The organism is Nocardia transvalensis NBRC 15921 (assembly GCF_000308875.1).
In the GTDB taxonomy this organism is placed as follows: Bacteria; Actinomycetota; Actinomycetes; order Mycobacteriales; family Mycobacteriaceae; genus Nocardia; species Nocardia transvalensis.
The window spans coordinates 42,213-59,402 of sequence record NZ_BAGL01000007.1 but is presented as its reverse complement, the minus strand read 5'-3'; the positions used below and the strand labels follow the sequence as shown (position 1 = coordinate 59,402).

The following is a 17,190-nucleotide window of genomic DNA, read 5'->3' as shown; positions in this document are numbered from 1 at the left end:
CAGCTCATTTCGTCGTATCTCCGAGCTTCAGATCGCTCATCCGCTCGAGGTAGGCGCGCAGGTGATCGGGGCAGTACGTATCGATGGCCAGCTCGGTGGCCGCGATGGTGTCGCGGTCGGCGATCACCGGACGGCTCCCTGGACCGGAGGCGCCGTTGGTGATCGAAGACCGGTAACGCGCCGCGATCAGTGGCGAGGTCGGATCCTGGCAGATCAGGCCGCCGTCGCTGCCCAGCGAATCGCCGATCACGTCGGTGTCCGGAGCGGGCAGGCCCGCGGCGACGAGCCGGTCGTGCAACTGCTGCGCGAGCTGCTCGGTCCTCGAGTCCTGCTTCGTCTGCTCGAACACCAGCAGCCCGATCACCGCGATCAGCACCAGCACACCCGCCACCACCGCGTTGACGATACGCCGGTGGCGGGTCTGCTCCGCCGTCTCCAGATGGTGGCCCACGGTCATACCAGCGCCTCCTGCGGGACCTCGGTCTTCCAGTGCGGCTTGCGGAATCGGAAGAACAGGTACGGAATCAGCAGTCCGACAATGCCCATGCCGGCGCCCACGAGCAGGATGTAACCCAGCGCGTTCCCGCTGCCGTACTGCGAGGGCGGCACGAAGCCGATCAGGAACGCCGCCACCGACGAGACGGTCCCCAGCCCACACAGCGCCACCAGCATCGGCGCCCGGTAGCCGCGCGGGTGGTCGGGCTGCGTGCGCCGCAGCCGCACGGCGGCCAGGAACATCAGCACGTACATGATCAGATACACCTGCGTGGTGATCACCGACAGGATCCAGTACGCGCTGGAGACGTCGGGGATGAACGCGTACAGCAGCGCCAGCAGCGTGGTGAAAATCCCTTGTGCGACAAGCATGTTCTGCTGCACCCCGTGTTTGTTCACCCGGGTCAGGATGGGCGGCAGATACCCCTCGGTGCGGCCGATCAGCAGCAGCCCCTTCGACGGCCCGGCCAGCCACGTCAGCATGCCGCCCAGCGCCGCGGCCACCAGCAGCACGCCGAGAACCGGTGTGAGGAAACCGATTCGGAAGTGGTTGAAGAATCCGTCGAACGCCTGCATCACACCGGCGGTGAGGCTCAGGTTCCGCGACGGCACCACCCAGCTGATCACCACCGCGGGCACGATGAAGATCGCCAGCACCAGCGCCACGGCCAGCACCATCGCCTTCGGATACTCCCGGCCGGGATCCTTCAGCGACGACACGTGCACGGCGTTCATCTCCATACCGGCGTAGCTGAGGAAGTTGTTGACGATGAGGACCAGGCTGGCCAGACCGGTCCACGCGGGCAGCAGGTGCGCGGAGTCCATCGGCGCGGCCGACGCGTTGCCCTGGGCCAGGAATACCAGGCCGAGCACGACCAGCAGTACGCCGGGGATCAGCGTGCCGATCACCAAGCCCATACTCGACAGTCCCGCAACGGTTTTCGTGCCGTGCGAGGAGACGTACACACCCGCCCAGTAGATGACGATGATCACGATCGCCACATAGGGCCCGTTCGACGCCAGCGACGGATGGATGATGTAGGCGAAGGTGCTCGCGACGTAGGCCAGCAGGCTCGGGTAGTAGAAGATCGTCATCGCGAACTGGCACCACACCGCGAGGAAGCCCAGCGGCTTCGACAGCCCCTCCCCCACCCACTTGTAGACGCCGCCGTTCCAGCCGGACGCCAGTTCCGCCGCGACGAACGCGGTCGGCAGCAGGAACAGCAGCGCCGGAAGTAGATACAGGAATACGCACGCCAGGCCGTACACCGCCATGGTCGGGGCGGCCCGCAGGCTCGCCACCGAACTGGTGGTCATCAGCGCCAGGGTCACCCACGAGATGTACTTGGTGACCACGGCGGTCTTCGTCGCCCGGTCGGCCGGCACCGATGTCGCCATGACCGCTCCTTCTGCTGCCCGCTACCCCTAAGATCGAGAACATCGAGCAAACGGCCGAAACGACACCGTTTGTGGTCACTGTGCCACGTCACATCGCACGTGGTGGGCGATTTTCGATCTCCTAGCTATCTTTCGTTAACAATCCGCAACCATCGGGGGGAGACCCGCTCGACGGAAGGTGCCATCATCGATTCCATGCCCGACGGTCCCACCGAAACCGACGACCTGTTCGCGCTGCCGCCGCTGGAGTCGGGTGCGCCCAAATCCGAATTCCCCAAGGCCGAGATCTTCCCGCAGGCCGCCTATCAGATCGTCCACGACGAGCTGATGCTCGACGGCGTCGCCCGGATGAATCTGGCCACGTTCTGCACCACCTGGGTCGACGACCAGGCCCGTCGCCTGATGAACGAGTCGATCGACAAGAACATCGTCGACAAGGACGAATACCCACAGACGGCCGAGCTGGAGCGGCGCTGCGTTCGCATGCTCGCCGACCTGTGGCAGGCGCCCGATCCCGCCACCACGCTGGGTACCTCGACCACCGGTTCCAGCGAGGCCGCCATGCTCGGCGGGCTGGCGGCCAAGTTCCGCTGGCGCAATCGCGGCGGGCAGGGGATCCCGAATTTCGTCTGCGGGCCCGTCCAGGTGTGCTGGGAGAAGTTCGCGCGCTATTTCGACGTCGACATCCGGCAGATCCCGCTGCGCGGCGACCGCCTGACCATGCATCCCGACGACATCGCGGCGCACTGCGACGAGAACACCATGATGGTGGTGCCCACCTTCGGTCAGACCTTCACCGGCCTGTTCGAGGACGTCGCCGGAATCAGCCGCGCCCTCGACGACCTACAGGCCGAGACCGGTCTCGACATCCCGATCCACGTCGACGCCGCGAGCGGCGGTTTCCTCGCTCCCTTCACCGCGCCGGAACTGGTGTGGGACTTCCGGTTACCGCGCGTGAAGTCGATCAATGCCTCCGGCCACAAGACCGGCCTGGCCCCGCTCGGCGCGGGCTGGGCGATCTGGCGCGAGAAGGCCGACCTGCCCGAGGAACTGATCTTCAACGTCGACTACCTCGGCGGCAATATGGCCACCTTCAACCTCAACTTCTCCCGTCCCGGCGGCCAGGTCGTCACCTCGTACTACGAATTCATCCGGCTCGGCCGTGAGGGTTACCGGCGCGTGCAGTCGGCGGCCTACACCGCGGCGCAACACCTGGCCGCGGGCATCGAACGCCTGGGTCCGTTCGAGATCATCCACGGCGGCGACCCTCTGCACGGCATCGCCGCCGTCTCCTGGCGGATCAAGGGCGACCAGCCCTTCAACCTCTACGACCTCTCCGACCGCCTCCGCACCCGAGGCTGGCTCGTCGCCGCCTACCCCCTCCCCGCCGACCGCGACGACGAGACCATCATGCGAGTCCTCATCCGCCACGGCTTCAGCCACGACATGTCCGACCTGTTCCTCACCGACATGCACCGAGCCCTGGGCCAATTGGACAAACACCCACCCACGGTCCCCCTCACACACGAGGAAGCAGGCGGCTTCACCCACAGCGCCACCCCCACGGTCCCCACCGAAGAACTGCGACAGCGAGCGGGGCTGGCATAGGTACCATGAAGTGACACGATTCCGGAGGGGGACGTCATGTCATCGAACAATCACCGCGAACAGGCCGACGATCCACGCGCCCAATGGCGCCACCTGCCCGCCGAACCCACCCACTACGTCGAGGAAACCCCCATCGAGGGCACCTCATCAACCCACACAGTGCCCGCCGTCGACCCAACCCAGGACTTCATCCGCCTCTACGGCTAGTGCGCGGGTGGACCGACCCTGTCGTCCCGTGGGAATTCACCCGCGGGCTGCGCCGTCCGGCCACACGATGTCGACCGGCAGCCCCTTCGAGTAAGCCAGGGCGACAACGCTTCCCGTACCGCCGCGCTCACCGCCCTGCCCGTCCCACACCGCGATCAGCCGATCGACCGAACCGACGACAGCCTCGTTCGCCGCCTCATAGGCCTCAGCACCGGCGTCGTCGAAGTCCATGACGCGGACAGTATCGGCACGCTTCACAAAGTCATCGAATAGATCGATATGGTCCGGCTTCACTTTGCGCTCACGATAGTTCCGCGACGGCAACACGACTTCGAGCCGTCCTCCGCCGTCGAGCACCGCTTGCGCGAAGACTGAATCAGCACCCCGGGCAATACAACTCACGCCCACTAGATCTGTGATCTCACCCGCCTCGGCAAGGTGGTGGGCAATCTCCTCGTAGACGAGCGGGACCGTGTCTGCGTTGATGTTCATATGACCGGTGATGCCGATCCGCACTATCCGAACTCCTCTACGCCGTTGCAATGGCGAATGGAACCGAGATCAGATCTGTTGAAGCTCTTGCATTCTCGCATCGAGAGTTCGCGCGACCTCGGAGCCCGGGGCTCGGACGTGGATAAGAGTTCGGGCATTCTGCAACTGGCCGGATACTCGCGCCGAGTTCGCCGCCTCAGCGCCGAGAAGGATCTCATCGAGGGCGGCGTCGAGGTTCCCCGCATCGACGTAGATCGTTCCGAGCAGGATATGGGAGGCCGCGCGATCCCGGACGGCTTGCAGCCTGAGCGATTCCTCGGCCGCCTCGATGGCCGCACCGAGATCACCGATCTGGTGTAGAGACTTGGCACGCATGCGGGCGATGTGCCCCGGCGTGCAGAAGTAGGCCAGCGACTGTTCCGGGGTCCGCGATTCGGTGATGTCGAAACTGTCGGCTCGTCCCAGCGCCGCGCGCGTGTCCATGGCGTGCCCCGCCTTGGCCTGCGCCAGCGCGCTGATGCCGGCGGTATGCGCGCGAAGCAGCGGATCTCCTGATCGGGTAGCCCGAATCTCGGCAGCGGCGGCTTGGTCGGCAGCCACCGAGGGTTTGCCGATCTCCTCCGTCATGGCGGACCACTCCGCCATTGCCATCGCACCGGCGGCGTCGTCTCCGATTTCGTCCGCGATATCGCGCGCCTTCTCGAAATGCTCAGCGGCGGTGTCAGTACGGCCGAGATCGAAGAGTTGCCACCCCGCAGACGTTGCGATCTTGCTACGCAACGACTTCAACCGATACCCCAGTGCGCCGGTCGAACCAGCGAGCAGTGCCTCCGCGACATTGGACTGCGTCAACGTCGTCCCGATCGCCGCCTGCGGGCCGAGCAGATCGTCTTGAATCCGAGCCTGGTTGAGCATTGCCTCGATGTTGTCGAGCACGCCGCCGTCGACCCGACGAGGAGCAGCGATCGCGCGGATGGTGCGCTCGACTTCGTCAGCACTCAGCACGGCCGTGATCGCCGGCACCGCGGCCGTAAGGACGGCGATTGCTCTCATCAGCTCCCGACGCTGCATCTCGTCAACCTCCTCGCCGCCCCAATTCCAGCGTAGGGCAGCATCAACACCTGTACCAGTTTGCGAGGGCTTCACTCGCGCCGCGCGAGGGTTGTACAGCCCGAGTTCCGCCGTGGTGGCCCCGAAGGTCTGTTCCAGAGCGCGCCGATACGCCTCTGTCGGCCACCTCGTGACACCGCTGACCAGCCGCCGGATGGACTCCTCGCTGTACGCGCCGGGTTTGCCGGTGATCTGCTCATAGGCGGCATTGACCCGATCGACGACTTCCCACCGTTTCCAGTGACGTTGTTCGATCAGGCGCGCGATCTGACGATTCTTCCGGTCTGGCGAATTCATCGAATGCCCTCCCCCCACATCTATCCAGACCGTAGCGCGATCTGGTACCCCGCAACTTCGTTCCGGGAAGTTGCGGGGCGAAATTGCCCTGCCCAGAACACCTTTCGCCGATCAGGCTCGACCGTGCGCCCGAGTTCCATCACCTACCGTCACAGGAGACGACAGGCCATGAGGACACATCCGACTGCGTTCGTGTGGGTCGACCCTGCTGTCAGTCGATGCCCGGAGCTGGAGAACGCCAGAGTGCGCAGGCTCGCGCACCGGCTCGGCTACCGCCTGTACTGGCCGAGGCCGTCAGTCATCCCGATAGTCGACCAGGTGCGCACGGCGGACGTCGACGTCGTGATCACTCCGTCAGTGAGCCATCTCGATATTCTTCAACTACACGCCTTGATATGCATCATCGATGTCGAAACCGCCTTCCCGAGAATGAGTTTCGCTCGTCATACGATCCACAGCCGCGAAGTCACGCAGACATGAGCGCCGGAAGCTGGGCGGTTCTCTTCGCGGTCGTCCTTACCTTCTGCGCCGTCGTCGGGATGCTGGTGCGCACCGAGTTGGACGATCGCAGCGACGACGACGGAGAACCCTGCGCCGGTGAGTTCGTGGCGTGGACACACGCCGCTCCACCTCGCCCGTTCACCGTGGCCGGTGCGCACAAAGTGATGCAGCAGCACAAGGATTGCCGACGCGAGGAGTGCCCGCGCAAGGCGGCAGCGTGGCGAACTCTGACCGATGCCAGAAGGATCAGGCCCGACTCCGGGCGCAGCTACTGAATCACGATGTCGAGGAACTTGACGGAGGGTCGGCTTCCTTGGCGCGGCGACTGCTGCGACGTAGTCTCGTATGTGGGCGTGCTGGGCGCCGCGTTCCATACTCCTGTGCGGCCTCGTCCACCGCGACGGAGGCACTATGTTCGACGGCTTCGACGAGTTCACGATTACCACCAGTGGTGGCACGGTTTTCGGGCGGCGGGGTGGTTCGGGCCCGGCGGTTCTGCTCCTGCACGGGATTCCGCAAACTCATCTGATGTGGCGACTGGTCGCACCGATTCTGGCGCGCGAGTTCACTGTCGTGGCTACGGATCTTCGGGGATACGGCGCATCCGGTGTGGGCGCCGGCGGTCCGGACCATGTCGAGTATGCGATGCGGGATCTGGCGCGCGATCAGGTCGAGGTGATGGACCGGCTCGGATATCAGCAGTTTTCCGTGGTCGGGCACGACCGTGGCGCACGGTGCGGCTACCGCGCCGCGCTGGACCACCCGGACCGAGTCGACAGGTTGGCGGTGCTGGATATCGTCCCGACCACCGACGCCTTCGCGCGCGCGAACCGGGACTTCGCTCTCGGGTACTGGGTGTGGTCGTTCCTCGCCGCGCCGGCACCGATCCCCGAGCGCCTCATCGCCGGCGCCCCGGACACCGTCGTGGACCATATGCTCGACGAGTGGGCCGATCGGCCGGAGGTCTTCACCGACGAGGTCAGAGCGGCGTATCGACAACAGTTCCACGACCCTGATCGGGTGCACGCCATCTGCGAGCAGTACCGGGCCGCCGCCACGCACGACATCACCCACGACGATGCGGACCGTGCGCGCGGCTTCGCCTGCCCCGTATTGGTTCTCTGGAGCGACAGCGGGGCGATCGCGCGCTGGTACGACCCTCTCGAGGTCTGGCGCGGCTGGGCATCGGAGGTGATCGGCGCCCCGGTTCGGAGCGGCCACTTTCTCGCGGAGGAAGCTCCCGAGGAGACCACCCGTCTCCTCGCCGATTTCCTCAGGTCGATTCCCCGTGATTCCAACGCCCCGAGCGCCGAAGCAGCACAAGGACTGCGGACGTGAGGACTGCCCCGTTACAGCCCGTGCCAGGTCGCGGTGCGGAAACACTCTGCCAGGCAGGCGATCTCACCGCGTAGGAAGGCGACGATCTGGGGCATCGACGCTCCGGAGGTGGAGTACTGCCAGGCGTTGGTCATGGCGAATGCCCCGCCGGAGCGCTGGTCCTGCTGACCGGTCCAGGTCTTCAGGATCTCGTCGATTCGGGTGACCACGGAGCGGTAGTGATCGAGTGGGTCGGTGGGCGCGATCGACTGCACGAGGCCGACCAGGGCGGTCAGGTAACCGCGGTAGAACTCCGACGGGCAGGTCGGGTCGTAGCGGTCGCGCATCAAGGCGCCGTCGAAATGTGCGTAATTCCGCATGGCAGCGATCTCGGCGTCGGTACACCAGTGATCGGCCGTCACCCCGAGAACGGGATCAACGACAGGTGGGGGTGGGGCTGTCCCACCGGCGTCCGGGACGGCCGGTTCCTGCACGTACGGCGTATGGGACCGCGAGCCGCGGTGGTCCTCGACGGTCCAGTCCGTGCCGGACTGACGACGGACCTCACGGGTGATCTCGGTATCGATGCCGGGAGCGTTCGCATGCCCCACGCCCAGATATCCGGACGCGGCATCGACGATGTCCTGTTCGGACATATACGAGCCGAGCGCCGAATCACGCGCCCGCCGCACCGCTGCCTGAATATCCTCCTGCACACGCGGATCGCGCGGGTCCGGATATGTTGACATGCCCACCCTCCTCGCTTGGACGGGCCATCGGATTCGCGTTCTCAGCGTATCGCCGAACGACAGCGCCCACCGCGTGTCGCGGTACGTGTACGTCAGCGGAGGGTGACGGTGGCGGCTTCGGATATCAGCGCGGCTACGGCACTCAGGGCCGGGGAGTCGAGGCGCCACTGCTGCCAGTAGAGGGGTACGTCTATGTGCAGGTTTCGGCCGAGTTCCGTTAGGGCACCGCTATTTTCGGCCGTCGCGGATTGGAGGTCGGGGAGCATGCCCCAGCCGAGGCCCAGGCGGACGGCTTCGGCGAAACCGGTGGAGGAGGGGATGTAGTGGCGGGGCGGGTCGAGGGGACGTCGGGCTCGGCGGCGGAGTAGGCGGTCCTGGAGGTCGTCCTTGCGGTCGAAGAGGACGACCGGGGCGGTGGCGAGGGCCTGGACGGTGGGGCCTTCGGGGAACCAGGTGCGGGCGAAATGGGGTGTGGCCATGGGGCGGTAGCGCATGGCGCCGAGGCGTTCGACCTTGCAGCCCTGGACGGGCTGGGCGGTGGCGGTGATGGCGGCCATGACGGTGCCGTCGCGGAGCAGGCGAGTGGTGTGTTCCTCGTCCTCGCGGTGGATCTCGAAGCAGACGCCGGCGGGGGCACGGACCAGCGCGGGTATCACCCAGGTCTCCAGCGAGTCGGCGTTGACCGCGACGGGGATCCGGACCTGGCCGGCGCTCGGATCGGATTCGCTTGCGGTAGTGCCCAATTCGCGCGCGGTATCAACGGAGAGCAGTTCGATCTGGCGGGCCAGCCGGAGGACCGCGAGCCCGGATTCGGTGGGGCGCACCGGTTTCGTGCGCTTCAGCAGGATGCGGCCGACGGTGCCCTCCAGGGCCTTGATGCGCTGGCTCACCGCCGAGGGCGTCACGCTCAGCCGGTGTGCGGCCGCCTCGAGGGTGCCCTCGGCGACTGCCGCGTCCAGGGCACGGAGCTGGTCCAACTGGAGGTCCATATCAAGAAATTCTAATGATGCCGCAGAATCTTTAGCTTGCCTGTTCACTGACGGATTCTTAACGTCGAATGACGTGAACGTCTCCTCGGCACTTCCCACCCTGCTCACCGGCCTGGGCTTCGGTCTGTCGCTGATCGTGGCGATCGGCGCGCAGAACGCGTTCGTCCTGCGACAGGGCATTCGCGGCGAGCACATCCTCGCGGTCGTCGCGGTGTGCACGGTGTCGGATGTGGTGCTGATCGCGGCGGGTGTCGGTGGTGTGGGGAGGTTCCTCGCCTCGACACCGGTGCTGATGGACGTGGTGCGCTATGCGGGCGCGGCGTTCCTGATCGGGTACGCGGTGCTGGCGGCGCGCCGCGCGCTCTCCCCCGGCGCGCTCACCGCGGCAGAGGATGGCGGGCCCGTCCCGCAGGCAATAAAGGACGCCGAGGGCACGGCGGCGACGGGTGGCCGGGCCGCAACAGATGACGGGGACGCCACAGGCCGTGCGCATATGACGGATGAGGCGAGCCCGGCGAATGGGGGCCGCAGCGCCCTCACTCTCGCGCCCGCCCGATCATCGACCTCCGGAACGTCGCTCGCGCTGAAGACCACGGTTCTGACCTGCGTCGCCCTGACCTGGCTCAACCCACACGTCTACCTGGACACCGTCGCCCTGATGGGCACCTTCGCCAACACCTTCGGCCCCGGCCGCTGGTACTTCGCGGCGGGCGCGATGATCGCGAGCCTGCTGTGGTTCGTCGCCCTCGGTTACGGCGGCCGCCTGCTCGCCCCAGTCTTCGCGCGACCCACGGCGTGGCGAATCTTGGACTCCGCCATCGCCGTGATCATGCTGGCCCTGGGCGTGAGTTTGGCGGTGGGGTAAGTTTCCGGCCAAAAGCGTGCCGGAAAACGGGGAGGGGTTGGCGGAGAGGGGGTTTCGGGCTCAGGCGGCGCGGGCGGGAGCGTAGGGCTCCCAGTGGTAGACCTCGGGGACGGCCTCGTGGAACAGGGCCAGATCGATGGCGTCGAGCATGGCCCGGCGGGGGGCGGAGCGGTTCAGCTGGGCGGCGGAAACGGCGAGGCGGAGGATGCCGCCGCGGCGGGCGGTGCGGGCGGCGCTCATCACCAGCGCGTGGCACCACCACGGTTCGGCGCGGAAGCCCTCGCCGATGCCGTGCACCCAAGCCCGGTGCGTCACATCGCGTTCCAGGTCGTGGATGCCGGTAAGGCTGAGCGCCAACCGGAATCCGACGGCGGGCAGCGCCGCCAGGGCGCCCTCCGAGGCGTTCCAGCGCGGCGCCGCGAATAGCCGGGTCCGCAGGCCGACGCCCTCCAGCACGCGGTCGGCGGCCATCAGCCGCAGGCGCGCCTCGTGCTGGGGCAGCGCGGCGAATTCGGCGCGCCGGCTCTTGGTCGCCGCCTGGTCGTACCCGTGCAGCACGATCGCGTCGCCGGATTCGCGGCGCGAGCGCAGCCACTCCTGCGTCGCGGGATCGTCCGCGAGCCGGTACTTCCCCTTCAACCGCGGCGCCACCAGCAGCGACAGCCGCACATCCCGCCGGTCCATCTCCTCGGCGAAGGCCATGGCGGTCTCGCGAGTGGTGTCACGAATACCCGACACCGAGACCATCAACTGTGCACGCATGATTGCGCGTACCCCCTTTCGGTGCTGCCCATCACACCCACTGTGAGTGCGGCAGATGTCTGCACCGTGCTGCGCGGGTGACGCGCCGACGAATTCGCGCTACCGAATCAGGCGTCGCCCAGGCCGACCGTGTCCAGCACCCAGGCGTACTCGAACGCCACTTCCTTCCACTTCTCGTAGCGACCGCTGACCCCGCCGTGCCCGGCGCTCATCTCGGTCTTGAGCAGCAGCGGCGCGTCGCCGGTCTTGGTGGCGCGCAGTTTGGCGACCCACTTGGCCGGTTCGACGTAGAGCACCCGGGTGTCGTTGAGACTGGTGATCGCCAGAATCGCCGGATAGTCCTTGGCCTCGACGTTCTCGTACGGCGAGTAGGACTTCATGTAGTCGTAGACTTCCTTGTCCGCCAGCGGATTTCCCCACTCGTCCCATTCGATGACGGTCAGCGGCAGCGACGGGTCGAGGATCGAGGTCAGCGGATCCACGAACGGCACGTTGGCGAGAATGCCGGTGAACAGCTCGGGGGCGAGGTTGGCGACCGCACCCACCAGCAGCCCGCCCGCACTACCCCCGTCGGCGATCATCCGGTCGGCCGCGGTGACCCCGGAATCCACGAGATGCCTTGCGCAGGAGACGAAGTCGGTGAAGGTGTTCTTCTTGGTGAGCGTCTTGCCGTGCTCGTACCAGAGCCGCCCCATCTCGCCGCCGCCGCGCACGTGCGCCACCGCGAACACCATGCCGCGGTCCAGCAGCGACAGTCGCGACAGGGAGAACCCCGGATCGATACTCGCCTCGTAGGAGCCGTACCCGTAGAGCAGCAACGGCTTCGGGCCCGCGGGTGCGTCCTTCCGCTGCACCAGCGAGATCGGGATCCGGGTGCCGTCCTCGGCGACCGCCCAATCCCGGTGCTGCTCATAGTCGTTCGCGTCGTAGCCGCCCAGAACGGTCTGCTCCTTGCGCAGCAGCAGCTCGCCGGTGGCCGGCACGTAGTCGAAGACCTGGACCGGGGTGATGAAGGAGGTCAGGCCGAGCCGCAGCGTCGGCTGATCCCATTCCGGATTGGATCCGACGCCCGCGGCGAACAGTTCCAGCCCGAAGTCCACTTCGCTCAGCTCGCCGAATCCGCCGGAGGTCAACGGCCACACCGCGACCCGGGGCAGCGCCTCGCGCCGGTAGGACAGCACCAGATGGTCGGCGAAGCAGTCGATATCCTCGAGCCGCACATCGTCGCGGTGCGGGAGCAGGATCGTCATATCGGCCGGATCGTCCGCCGGGGCGTCGGCGAGGACGAAGTTCTCCGCCTTGACCCCGTCCACAATATCGTTGTGCAGGATCAGGAACCGGTCCCGCCCGGCGACCACCGCGTGCTCGGCGGAGTACTCGACGCCCTCGCGCCGGGGCAGCAGGACGCGGAATTCGCCCTCGGGATCGTCGGATTCGAGAATCCAGCCCTCGCTGGTGATCTTCGACCCCACCCAGATCATCAGGAACTTCTCCGAGCGGGTGGCGCCGATACTCACCCAGTAGCGCTCGTCCGGTTCGTGAAAGACCTTGACGTCCTGGTCTTTCGGCGTGCCGAGGCGGTGCCGCCACACGGTGTCGGGCCGCCAGGACTCGTCGACGGTCTGATAGAAGACATGCGTCCCGTCCAGCGACCAGGTCGCGCCGGGCGCGGTGCCGGGAACCTCGTCACCGAGCAGATCGCCGGTGCGCAAGTCCTTGAACCGCAGCACGTACCGCTCGTCGCCGACGGTGTCCATCGAGTAGGCGAGCAGCGTGCCGTCGTGGCTGACCGAGAACGCGCCCAGCGCGAAGAAGTCGTGCCCCTCGGCAAGGGCATTGCTGTCCAGCAGGATCTGCTCGCCGGGGATGGCGGCGTCGACCTCGAGGCGCGGCGGCGTCCAGTCGTCGGGATCGGCGATCGGACAGCGGCAGTGGACGCCGTACTGCTTGCCCTCGAAGCTGCGTGAGTAGTACCAGTACTCGCCCATCCGGGCCGGGACCGACAGATCGGTCTCCTGGGTGCGCGCCTTGATCTCGTCGAAGATCTTGTCGCGCAGCGGCCGCAGCCCGGCGGTCTGCGCGTCGGTGTAGGCGTTCTCCGCCTCGAGGTGGGCGATGACCTCCGGATTGTCCTTGTCGCGCAACCACTCGTACTCGTCGACGAAGGTATCGCCGTGATGCACCCGCTCGGTCGGGACCCGCTTCGCGGACGGCGGGGTAATACCGGTGCCACTGTCGAGAGCCATGCGCTCCACCGTAGTGCGCGCCGCGCGTCACCGGCCGTCACCCCCGGTCCGGCGGGTTACCCCAGCCCTGGTGACCGCGGCGCCGGTCGGCGCAGGTCACCCCGGTTGTCGCGGGCGGTACGGCGAGAGTCCATCAGGAAGTACAGTGCGGCCTTGCGGCGCTGGCATTGATCGGTGGGGCAGCTGCGGTGGGTGTGCAAGATGCTGTGTGCCTGCTCGACGGTGAGGTGCCGGGGCACCACCGCGCAACTGTCGAAGACGGGTGCCATGCGGTGCTCCATCCTTGTCGTGCGTGGGGTGTGGCGCGGCGCTCACTCGACTTCACGGGGCCGATCGACGCCGTAAATCTGCCACAGTGAGCTGGGTTTCCGATTCCTTGCCGAGGTAAACCACGAGAATGCCGCCACCGGCCGACAAATGCCGCCCGTGCCCGGGTCCGGAAGATCCTTTGCCCGACGCTGATGACCGTTGTGTTTCCGGTTCACCGGCGGCCGCTCGGGCAGCCTCCCGACCGGCCGTGACCGTGACAACCGCCACGTCCGCCTCGGCTCCGGCATCAGTCGCCGCCGCCGTGGCAGATAGTCGATCGGTAAATCATTTTTCCGACCGAGCGGTGCGTCTTTCGGGGGCGGAGAACCGATCTAATTCCCGGAGACATCCGCGCTGACCGGAAAATTGACGAATCAGGATTCCCGCATCGGCGACTGCGGGGCCCGGCTACTGTCTACCCCGTGGAAGCGAAGAATCGCGAGATCGAGCCGGATGCCGTGTGGCACCGCAGCAGCGCGTCCGGCGGTGTCGAGGTGGCCTTCCTGGCCAGCGGCAACATCGGCTTGAGGGACGCGAAGAATCCGGACGGTCCCACGTTGATCTTCACGCCCGGCGAGTGGTCGGCGTTCGTCGCCGGAGCCAAGGACGGCGAGTTCAACCGCCCCGGGGCCACCGGGTCCTGAGCGCGGCCGTCACGCCCCGATAGCCGTGCCGACGGTCGGCCAGGACGCGTGCAGGGTGTCCTGCCAGTAGGACCACGAGTGCGTGCCGACGGGGCTGCGGTCGATGCGGGCCGGGATGTTCAGCGCCTGCAACCGCCGCTCGAAGGCCGTCACGCACACGTCGACCCCGGCCTCGATCGGGCCGCCGAAGAAGAGGTTCTCCGGCAGCTGCGGTTTGATCTCGGTCTCGTGCGGGCCGGGGATTCCGGTGCCGGTGGACAGGTAGATCGTGGCGCCGCGCAGGCGGTCCGCCAGCAGCGCCGGATCGTGCTCGGCCCAGGCGGGACTGCCGGGCGCGCCCCACATGTTCCCCGGATTGCCGCCGCGGTTGGCGATGGAGAACAGCATCGCGCCCTGGGCGAGCCCGAGGTCCGGGCACGCGCTGTAGCCCGCGATCGCGCGGTACATACCCGGATTGCGGACGGCCAGGACGAAGGCCGCGATACCGCCCATCGACAGCCCGCCGATCGCGTTCACGCCGTTGCCCGCGAAGGTGGCGTCGATGATCGGCGGGAGTTCCTGGGTCAGGAAGGTCTCCCACCGGTAGCGGCCGAAGCGCGGATCGTCGCTCTGCCAGTCGGTGTAGTAGCTGGCCTGGCCGCCCATCGGCAGCACGACGTTGACGTTCTTGCCCGCGAAAAAGGGTTCGGCGTCGGTGGCGTTGGTCCAGGTGCTCTGCAACGCGCCCGGATCCAGGCCGTCGAGCAGGTAGTAGGTGGGACGCTCGCCGCCGCCGGCGGGATGCAGTACCTGGACCTGGATGGTCCGGCCCATCGCGGCGGAATCGACGAAGACCGCGGACCTGGTCGGGCTCAGCTCGTCGATGCCGACGACCCGGGCCGCGGACGCGCGCGGAGGTGGTCCGGCCCAGGGCGCGAACGCACCCAGAACCATAGCGAGCACAACACCGGCAACGACTTTTCGCCGCATTCCCCTACCTCCATCAGCCCACCACAGGTGCCAATAAAAGTGACGCACGACCTAGATAAAGCCCGACGAATCGGATAGCCAGCATTACATCAGCTAACCAATGCTACGCGTATGTCGAAACGACTGCGCCACACCACTACTGCGGCACGGCACGCGCCAGCGCGCCGCGCACGGACGACGCCAGATAGTCCAGGTCGGCCCGCGGCGGGGTGGTCGGCCGCCCGCGTAGCCCGAATCCGTCGCCGGGGGTGCGCGGGATGACGTGCAGGTGCACGTGGAAGACCTCCTGGCCCGCCGTGACACCGTCGGCGAGGAAGAAGTTCACGCCGTCGCACTGCACCTCCGACGCGCGCAGTGCCGCCGCCAGCCGCTGCCCGACCCGGAACAGCTTGCCTCCGATCTCCGGGTCCAGTTCGGCCAGGCTCCGCGCCGGGATCTTCGGGATCACCAGCAGGTGCCCGGGCGTCATGGGCCGAATGTCCATGAACGCCAGCACATCCTCGTCCTCGTACACCGTGGACGCGGGAGCACGGCCGGCGACGATATCGGCGAAGATGGTGTACGGGTTCATGGTCGATCAGAGTACGTCGTCCCACGCGCCGACACGTCGGCTACGAGTACCGACGGTTACAGAATGGGCGACGGTGTGTAGGCGGCCGCGTCGGGATTCGCGTCGGCCAGCTTCTGGACCTGGGCGAGGACGTCGGTGACCTGGGCCTCGGCGGCGCCGACGAAGGCCGACCTGTCGGCCAGGGCGGCGTCGAGGGCGGCGCGGTCGAGCGGCATGCGGTCGTCGGCGGCCAGGCGGTCCAGCAGGTCGGGCTCGCGGCCCTGTTCCCGCATGGCCAGCGCGACCGCGACCGCGTGCTCCTTGATGACCTCGTGCGCGGTCTCTCGCCCGACGCCGGCGCGGACGGCTGCCATCAGGATGCGCGTGGTCGCCAGGAACGGCAGGTAGCGGTTGAGTTCGCGCTCGACCACCGCCGGGTAGGCGCCGAATTCTGCGAGGACGGTCAGGAAGGTCTCGATCATGCCGTCGACGGCGAAGAAGGCGTCCGGCAGCGCGACGCGGCGCACCACCGAGCAGAACACATCGCCCTCGTTCCATTGCGCCCCAGCGAGTTCCGCGGCCATCGACGCGTATCCGCGCAGCACGACCTGCAATCCGTTGACGCGCTCGCAGGAGCGGGTGTTCATCTTGTGCGGCATGGCCGAGGAGCCCACCTGGCCGGGCTGGAAGCCCTCGGTGACCAGCTCGTGCCCGGCCATCAGGCGCACGGTGTGCGCGAAAGACGAAGGGCCCGCGCCCAATTGGACCAGCGCGGAGAGTACGTCGTGATCCAGCGAGCGCGGGTACACCTGGCCGACGCTGGTGAGCACGGTGGCGAATCCCAAGTGCCGCGCCACCTTCTGCTCGAGCTGGGCCAGTTTGGCCGCATCGCCGCCGAGCAGGTCGAGCATGTCCTGCGCGGTGCCCATCGGACCCTTGATGCCGCGCAAGGGATATCGATCGATCAGCTCGCGCAGCCGGGTCAGGGCGATCAGGACTTCGTCCGCGGCACTGGCGAATCGCTTGCCGAGCGTGGTCGCCTGCGCGGCCACGTTGTGCGAGCGGCCCGCCATCACCAGCGACCGGTACTCGGCGGCGCGCTCGGCCAGCCGGGCCGCGACCGCCACCCCGTGCGCGTACACGTGCTCGAGGGACAGCCGCACCTGCAGCTGCTCCACGTTCTCGGTGAGGTCGCGGCTGGTCATCCCCTTGTGGATGTGCTCGTGGCCCGCGAGCGCGTTGAACTCCTCGATGCGCGCCTTCACGTCGTGCCGGGTGACCCGCTCCCGTTCGGCGATGGAGGCGAGGTCGACGTGGTCGATCACCCGCTCGTAGTCCTCGACGACCCCGGCGGGCACATCGATACCCAGTTCCGCCTGGGCCCGCAGCACCTCCAGCCACAGCCGCCGCTCGAGCACGATCTTGTTCTCGGGCGACCACAACTGAACCAGTTGCGGGCTGGCGTACCGGGTGGCGAGGACGTTCGGGACAAGACTCACGGCGCCAGTCTAATGTTCGGTCGCCCCCGGGTTGCTGCCGCTGGGTCCCGGCCAAGAGCATGCCGGGACAACAAGAGCAAGAGCATGCCGGGACGACAAGGGAGAGCATGCCGGGACGACGGGGAGGCCACGCCGCGACGACAGGCAGAGCACGCCGCGACGGCGGGGAGGGCACTTCACCCT

Annotated in this window: 19 protein-coding genes; 7 read left to right on the top strand and 12 right to left on the bottom strand. The window is 67.3% G+C overall.

Translation table 11 applies throughout. From position 1 onward, the window contains the following. Positions 1-4: 4 nt before the first annotated feature. Both ON41_RS04260 and gadC read right to left on the bottom strand, forming a co-directional pair. The gene (locus ON41_RS04260) at positions 5-457 is read right to left on the bottom strand and encodes a hypothetical protein (RefSeq protein WP_051160955.1); all 453 of its coding nucleotides are present in this window, start codon (positions 455-457) and stop codon (positions 5-7) included. Beyond that, positions 454-1,893: a glutamate/gamma-aminobutyrate antiporter GadC gene (gadC, locus tag ON41_RS04255; protein WP_040745292.1), complete on the bottom strand. Its 1,440-nt coding sequence runs from the start codon at positions 1,891-1,893 to the stop codon at positions 454-456. The genes ON41_RS04260 and gadC overlap by 4 nt, the downstream gene beginning before the upstream one ends. Positions 1,894-2,088: 195 nt before the next feature. Between gadC and gad the strand changes: the two genes are divergently transcribed. After that, positions 2,089-3,501: a glutamate decarboxylase gene (gene gad / locus ON41_RS04250; RefSeq protein ID WP_051160954.1), complete on the top strand. Its 1,413-nt coding sequence runs from the start codon at positions 2,089-2,091 to the stop codon at positions 3,499-3,501. 36 nt (positions 3,502-3,537) lie between these two features. Beyond that, positions 3,538-3,708 (top strand): hypothetical protein, encoded by a 171-nt coding sequence (locus tag ON41_RS41330; RefSeq protein ID WP_157185348.1) that lies wholly within the window; start codon positions 3,538-3,540, stop codon positions 3,706-3,708. A 36-nt stretch (positions 3,709-3,744) separates the two neighbouring features. On the opposite strand, the gene ON41_RS04245 is transcribed toward ON41_RS41330, so the two are convergent. Both ON41_RS04245 and ON41_RS04240 read right to left on the bottom strand, forming a co-directional pair. Next, complete coding sequence (locus ON41_RS04245; RefSeq protein ID WP_218003349.1) at positions 3,745-4,224, bottom strand: hypothetical protein; 480 nt, start codon at positions 4,222-4,224, stop codon at positions 3,745-3,747. Between the two features lie 45 nt (positions 4,225-4,269). Further along, positions 4,270-5,607: an NsdA family TPR-like regulatory protein gene (locus ON41_RS04240; RefSeq protein ID WP_040745290.1), complete on the bottom strand. Its 1,338-nt coding sequence runs from the start codon at positions 5,605-5,607 to the stop codon at positions 4,270-4,272. A 168-nt stretch (positions 5,608-5,775) separates the two neighbouring features. Between ON41_RS04240 and ON41_RS04235 the strand changes: the two genes are divergently transcribed. The 3 genes from ON41_RS04235 to ON41_RS04225 all read left to right on the top strand — a co-directional run bounded on the left by ON41_RS04235 (position 5,776) and on the right by ON41_RS04225 (position 7,446). Next, positions 5,776-6,087, top strand: a complete 312-nt coding sequence (locus ON41_RS04235; protein ID WP_040745289.1) for a hypothetical protein — start codon at positions 5,776-5,778, stop codon at positions 6,085-6,087. Continuing rightward, entirely contained in the window at positions 6,084-6,383 is a 300-nt protein-coding gene (locus ON41_RS04230) for a hypothetical protein (RefSeq protein WP_040745287.1), read from the top strand. Before ON41_RS04235 ends, ON41_RS04230 begins: the two co-directional genes overlap by 4 nt. 136 nt (positions 6,384-6,519) lie before the next feature. Continuing rightward, positions 6,520-7,446, top strand: a complete 927-nt coding sequence (locus tag ON41_RS04225) for an alpha/beta fold hydrolase (RefSeq protein WP_051160953.1) — start codon at positions 6,520-6,522, stop codon at positions 7,444-7,446. Positions 7,447-7,457: 11 nt separating this feature from the next. On the opposite strand, the gene ON41_RS04220 is transcribed toward ON41_RS04225, so the two are convergent. Both ON41_RS04220 and ON41_RS04215 read right to left on the bottom strand, forming a co-directional pair. Next, positions 7,458-8,174 (bottom strand): hypothetical protein, encoded by a 717-nt coding sequence (locus ON41_RS04220; protein WP_040745285.1) that lies wholly within the window; start codon positions 8,172-8,174, stop codon positions 7,458-7,460. Between the two features lie 92 nt (positions 8,175-8,266). Continuing rightward, positions 8,267-9,163: a LysR family transcriptional regulator ArgP gene (locus ON41_RS04215; RefSeq protein ID WP_040745283.1), complete on the bottom strand. Its 897-nt coding sequence runs from the start codon at positions 9,161-9,163 to the stop codon at positions 8,267-8,269. A gap of 73 nt (positions 9,164-9,236) precedes the next feature. Here ON41_RS04215 and ON41_RS04210 point away from each other — a divergent pair, with 73 nt between their 5' ends. After that, complete coding sequence (locus ON41_RS04210) at positions 9,237-10,028, top strand: LysE/ArgO family amino acid transporter (protein WP_051160952.1); 792 nt, start codon at positions 9,237-9,239, stop codon at positions 10,026-10,028. A gap of 60 nt (positions 10,029-10,088) precedes the next feature. On the opposite strand, the gene ON41_RS04205 is transcribed toward ON41_RS04210, so the two are convergent. The 3 genes from ON41_RS04205 to ON41_RS04195 form a co-directional block, all read right to left on the bottom strand. Continuing rightward, entirely contained in the window at positions 10,089-10,790 is a 702-nt protein-coding gene (locus ON41_RS04205; RefSeq protein WP_040745280.1) for a DUF2334 domain-containing protein, read from the bottom strand. 107 nt (positions 10,791-10,897) lie between these two features. Continuing rightward, on the bottom strand, positions 10,898-13,036 hold the full coding sequence (locus ON41_RS04200) for a S9 family peptidase (protein ID WP_040745279.1): 2,139 nt from the start codon (positions 13,034-13,036) through the stop codon (positions 10,898-10,900). Positions 13,037-13,092: 56 nt separating this feature from the next. After that, positions 13,093-13,305 (bottom strand): hypothetical protein, encoded by a 213-nt coding sequence (locus tag ON41_RS04195; protein ID WP_157185347.1) that lies wholly within the window; start codon positions 13,303-13,305, stop codon positions 13,093-13,095. 462 nt (positions 13,306-13,767) lie between these two features. On the opposite strand from ON41_RS04195, the gene ON41_RS04190 reads away from it, so the two are divergent. Continuing rightward, positions 13,768-13,989, top strand: coding sequence for a DUF397 domain-containing protein (locus tag ON41_RS04190; protein ID WP_051160951.1), 222 nt, complete (start codon positions 13,768-13,770; stop codon positions 13,987-13,989). A gap of 9 nt (positions 13,990-13,998) precedes the next feature. Here ON41_RS04190 and ON41_RS04185 read toward each other — a convergent pair whose 3' ends face one another. The 3 genes from ON41_RS04185 to purB all read right to left on the bottom strand — a co-directional run bounded on the left by ON41_RS04185 (position 13,999) and on the right by purB (position 17,007). Then, entirely contained in the window at positions 13,999-14,922 is a 924-nt protein-coding gene (locus ON41_RS04185; RefSeq protein ID WP_246460929.1) for an alpha/beta hydrolase, read from the bottom strand. 172 nt (positions 14,923-15,094) lie between these two features. Further along, positions 15,095-15,529 (bottom strand): HIT family protein, encoded by a 435-nt coding sequence (locus ON41_RS04180; RefSeq protein WP_040745274.1) that lies wholly within the window; start codon positions 15,527-15,529, stop codon positions 15,095-15,097. 56 nt (positions 15,530-15,585) lie between these two features. After that, complete coding sequence (gene purB, locus ON41_RS04175) at positions 15,586-17,007, bottom strand: adenylosuccinate lyase (RefSeq protein WP_040745273.1); 1,422 nt, start codon at positions 17,005-17,007, stop codon at positions 15,586-15,588. Positions 17,008-17,190: the final 183 nt, after the last annotated feature.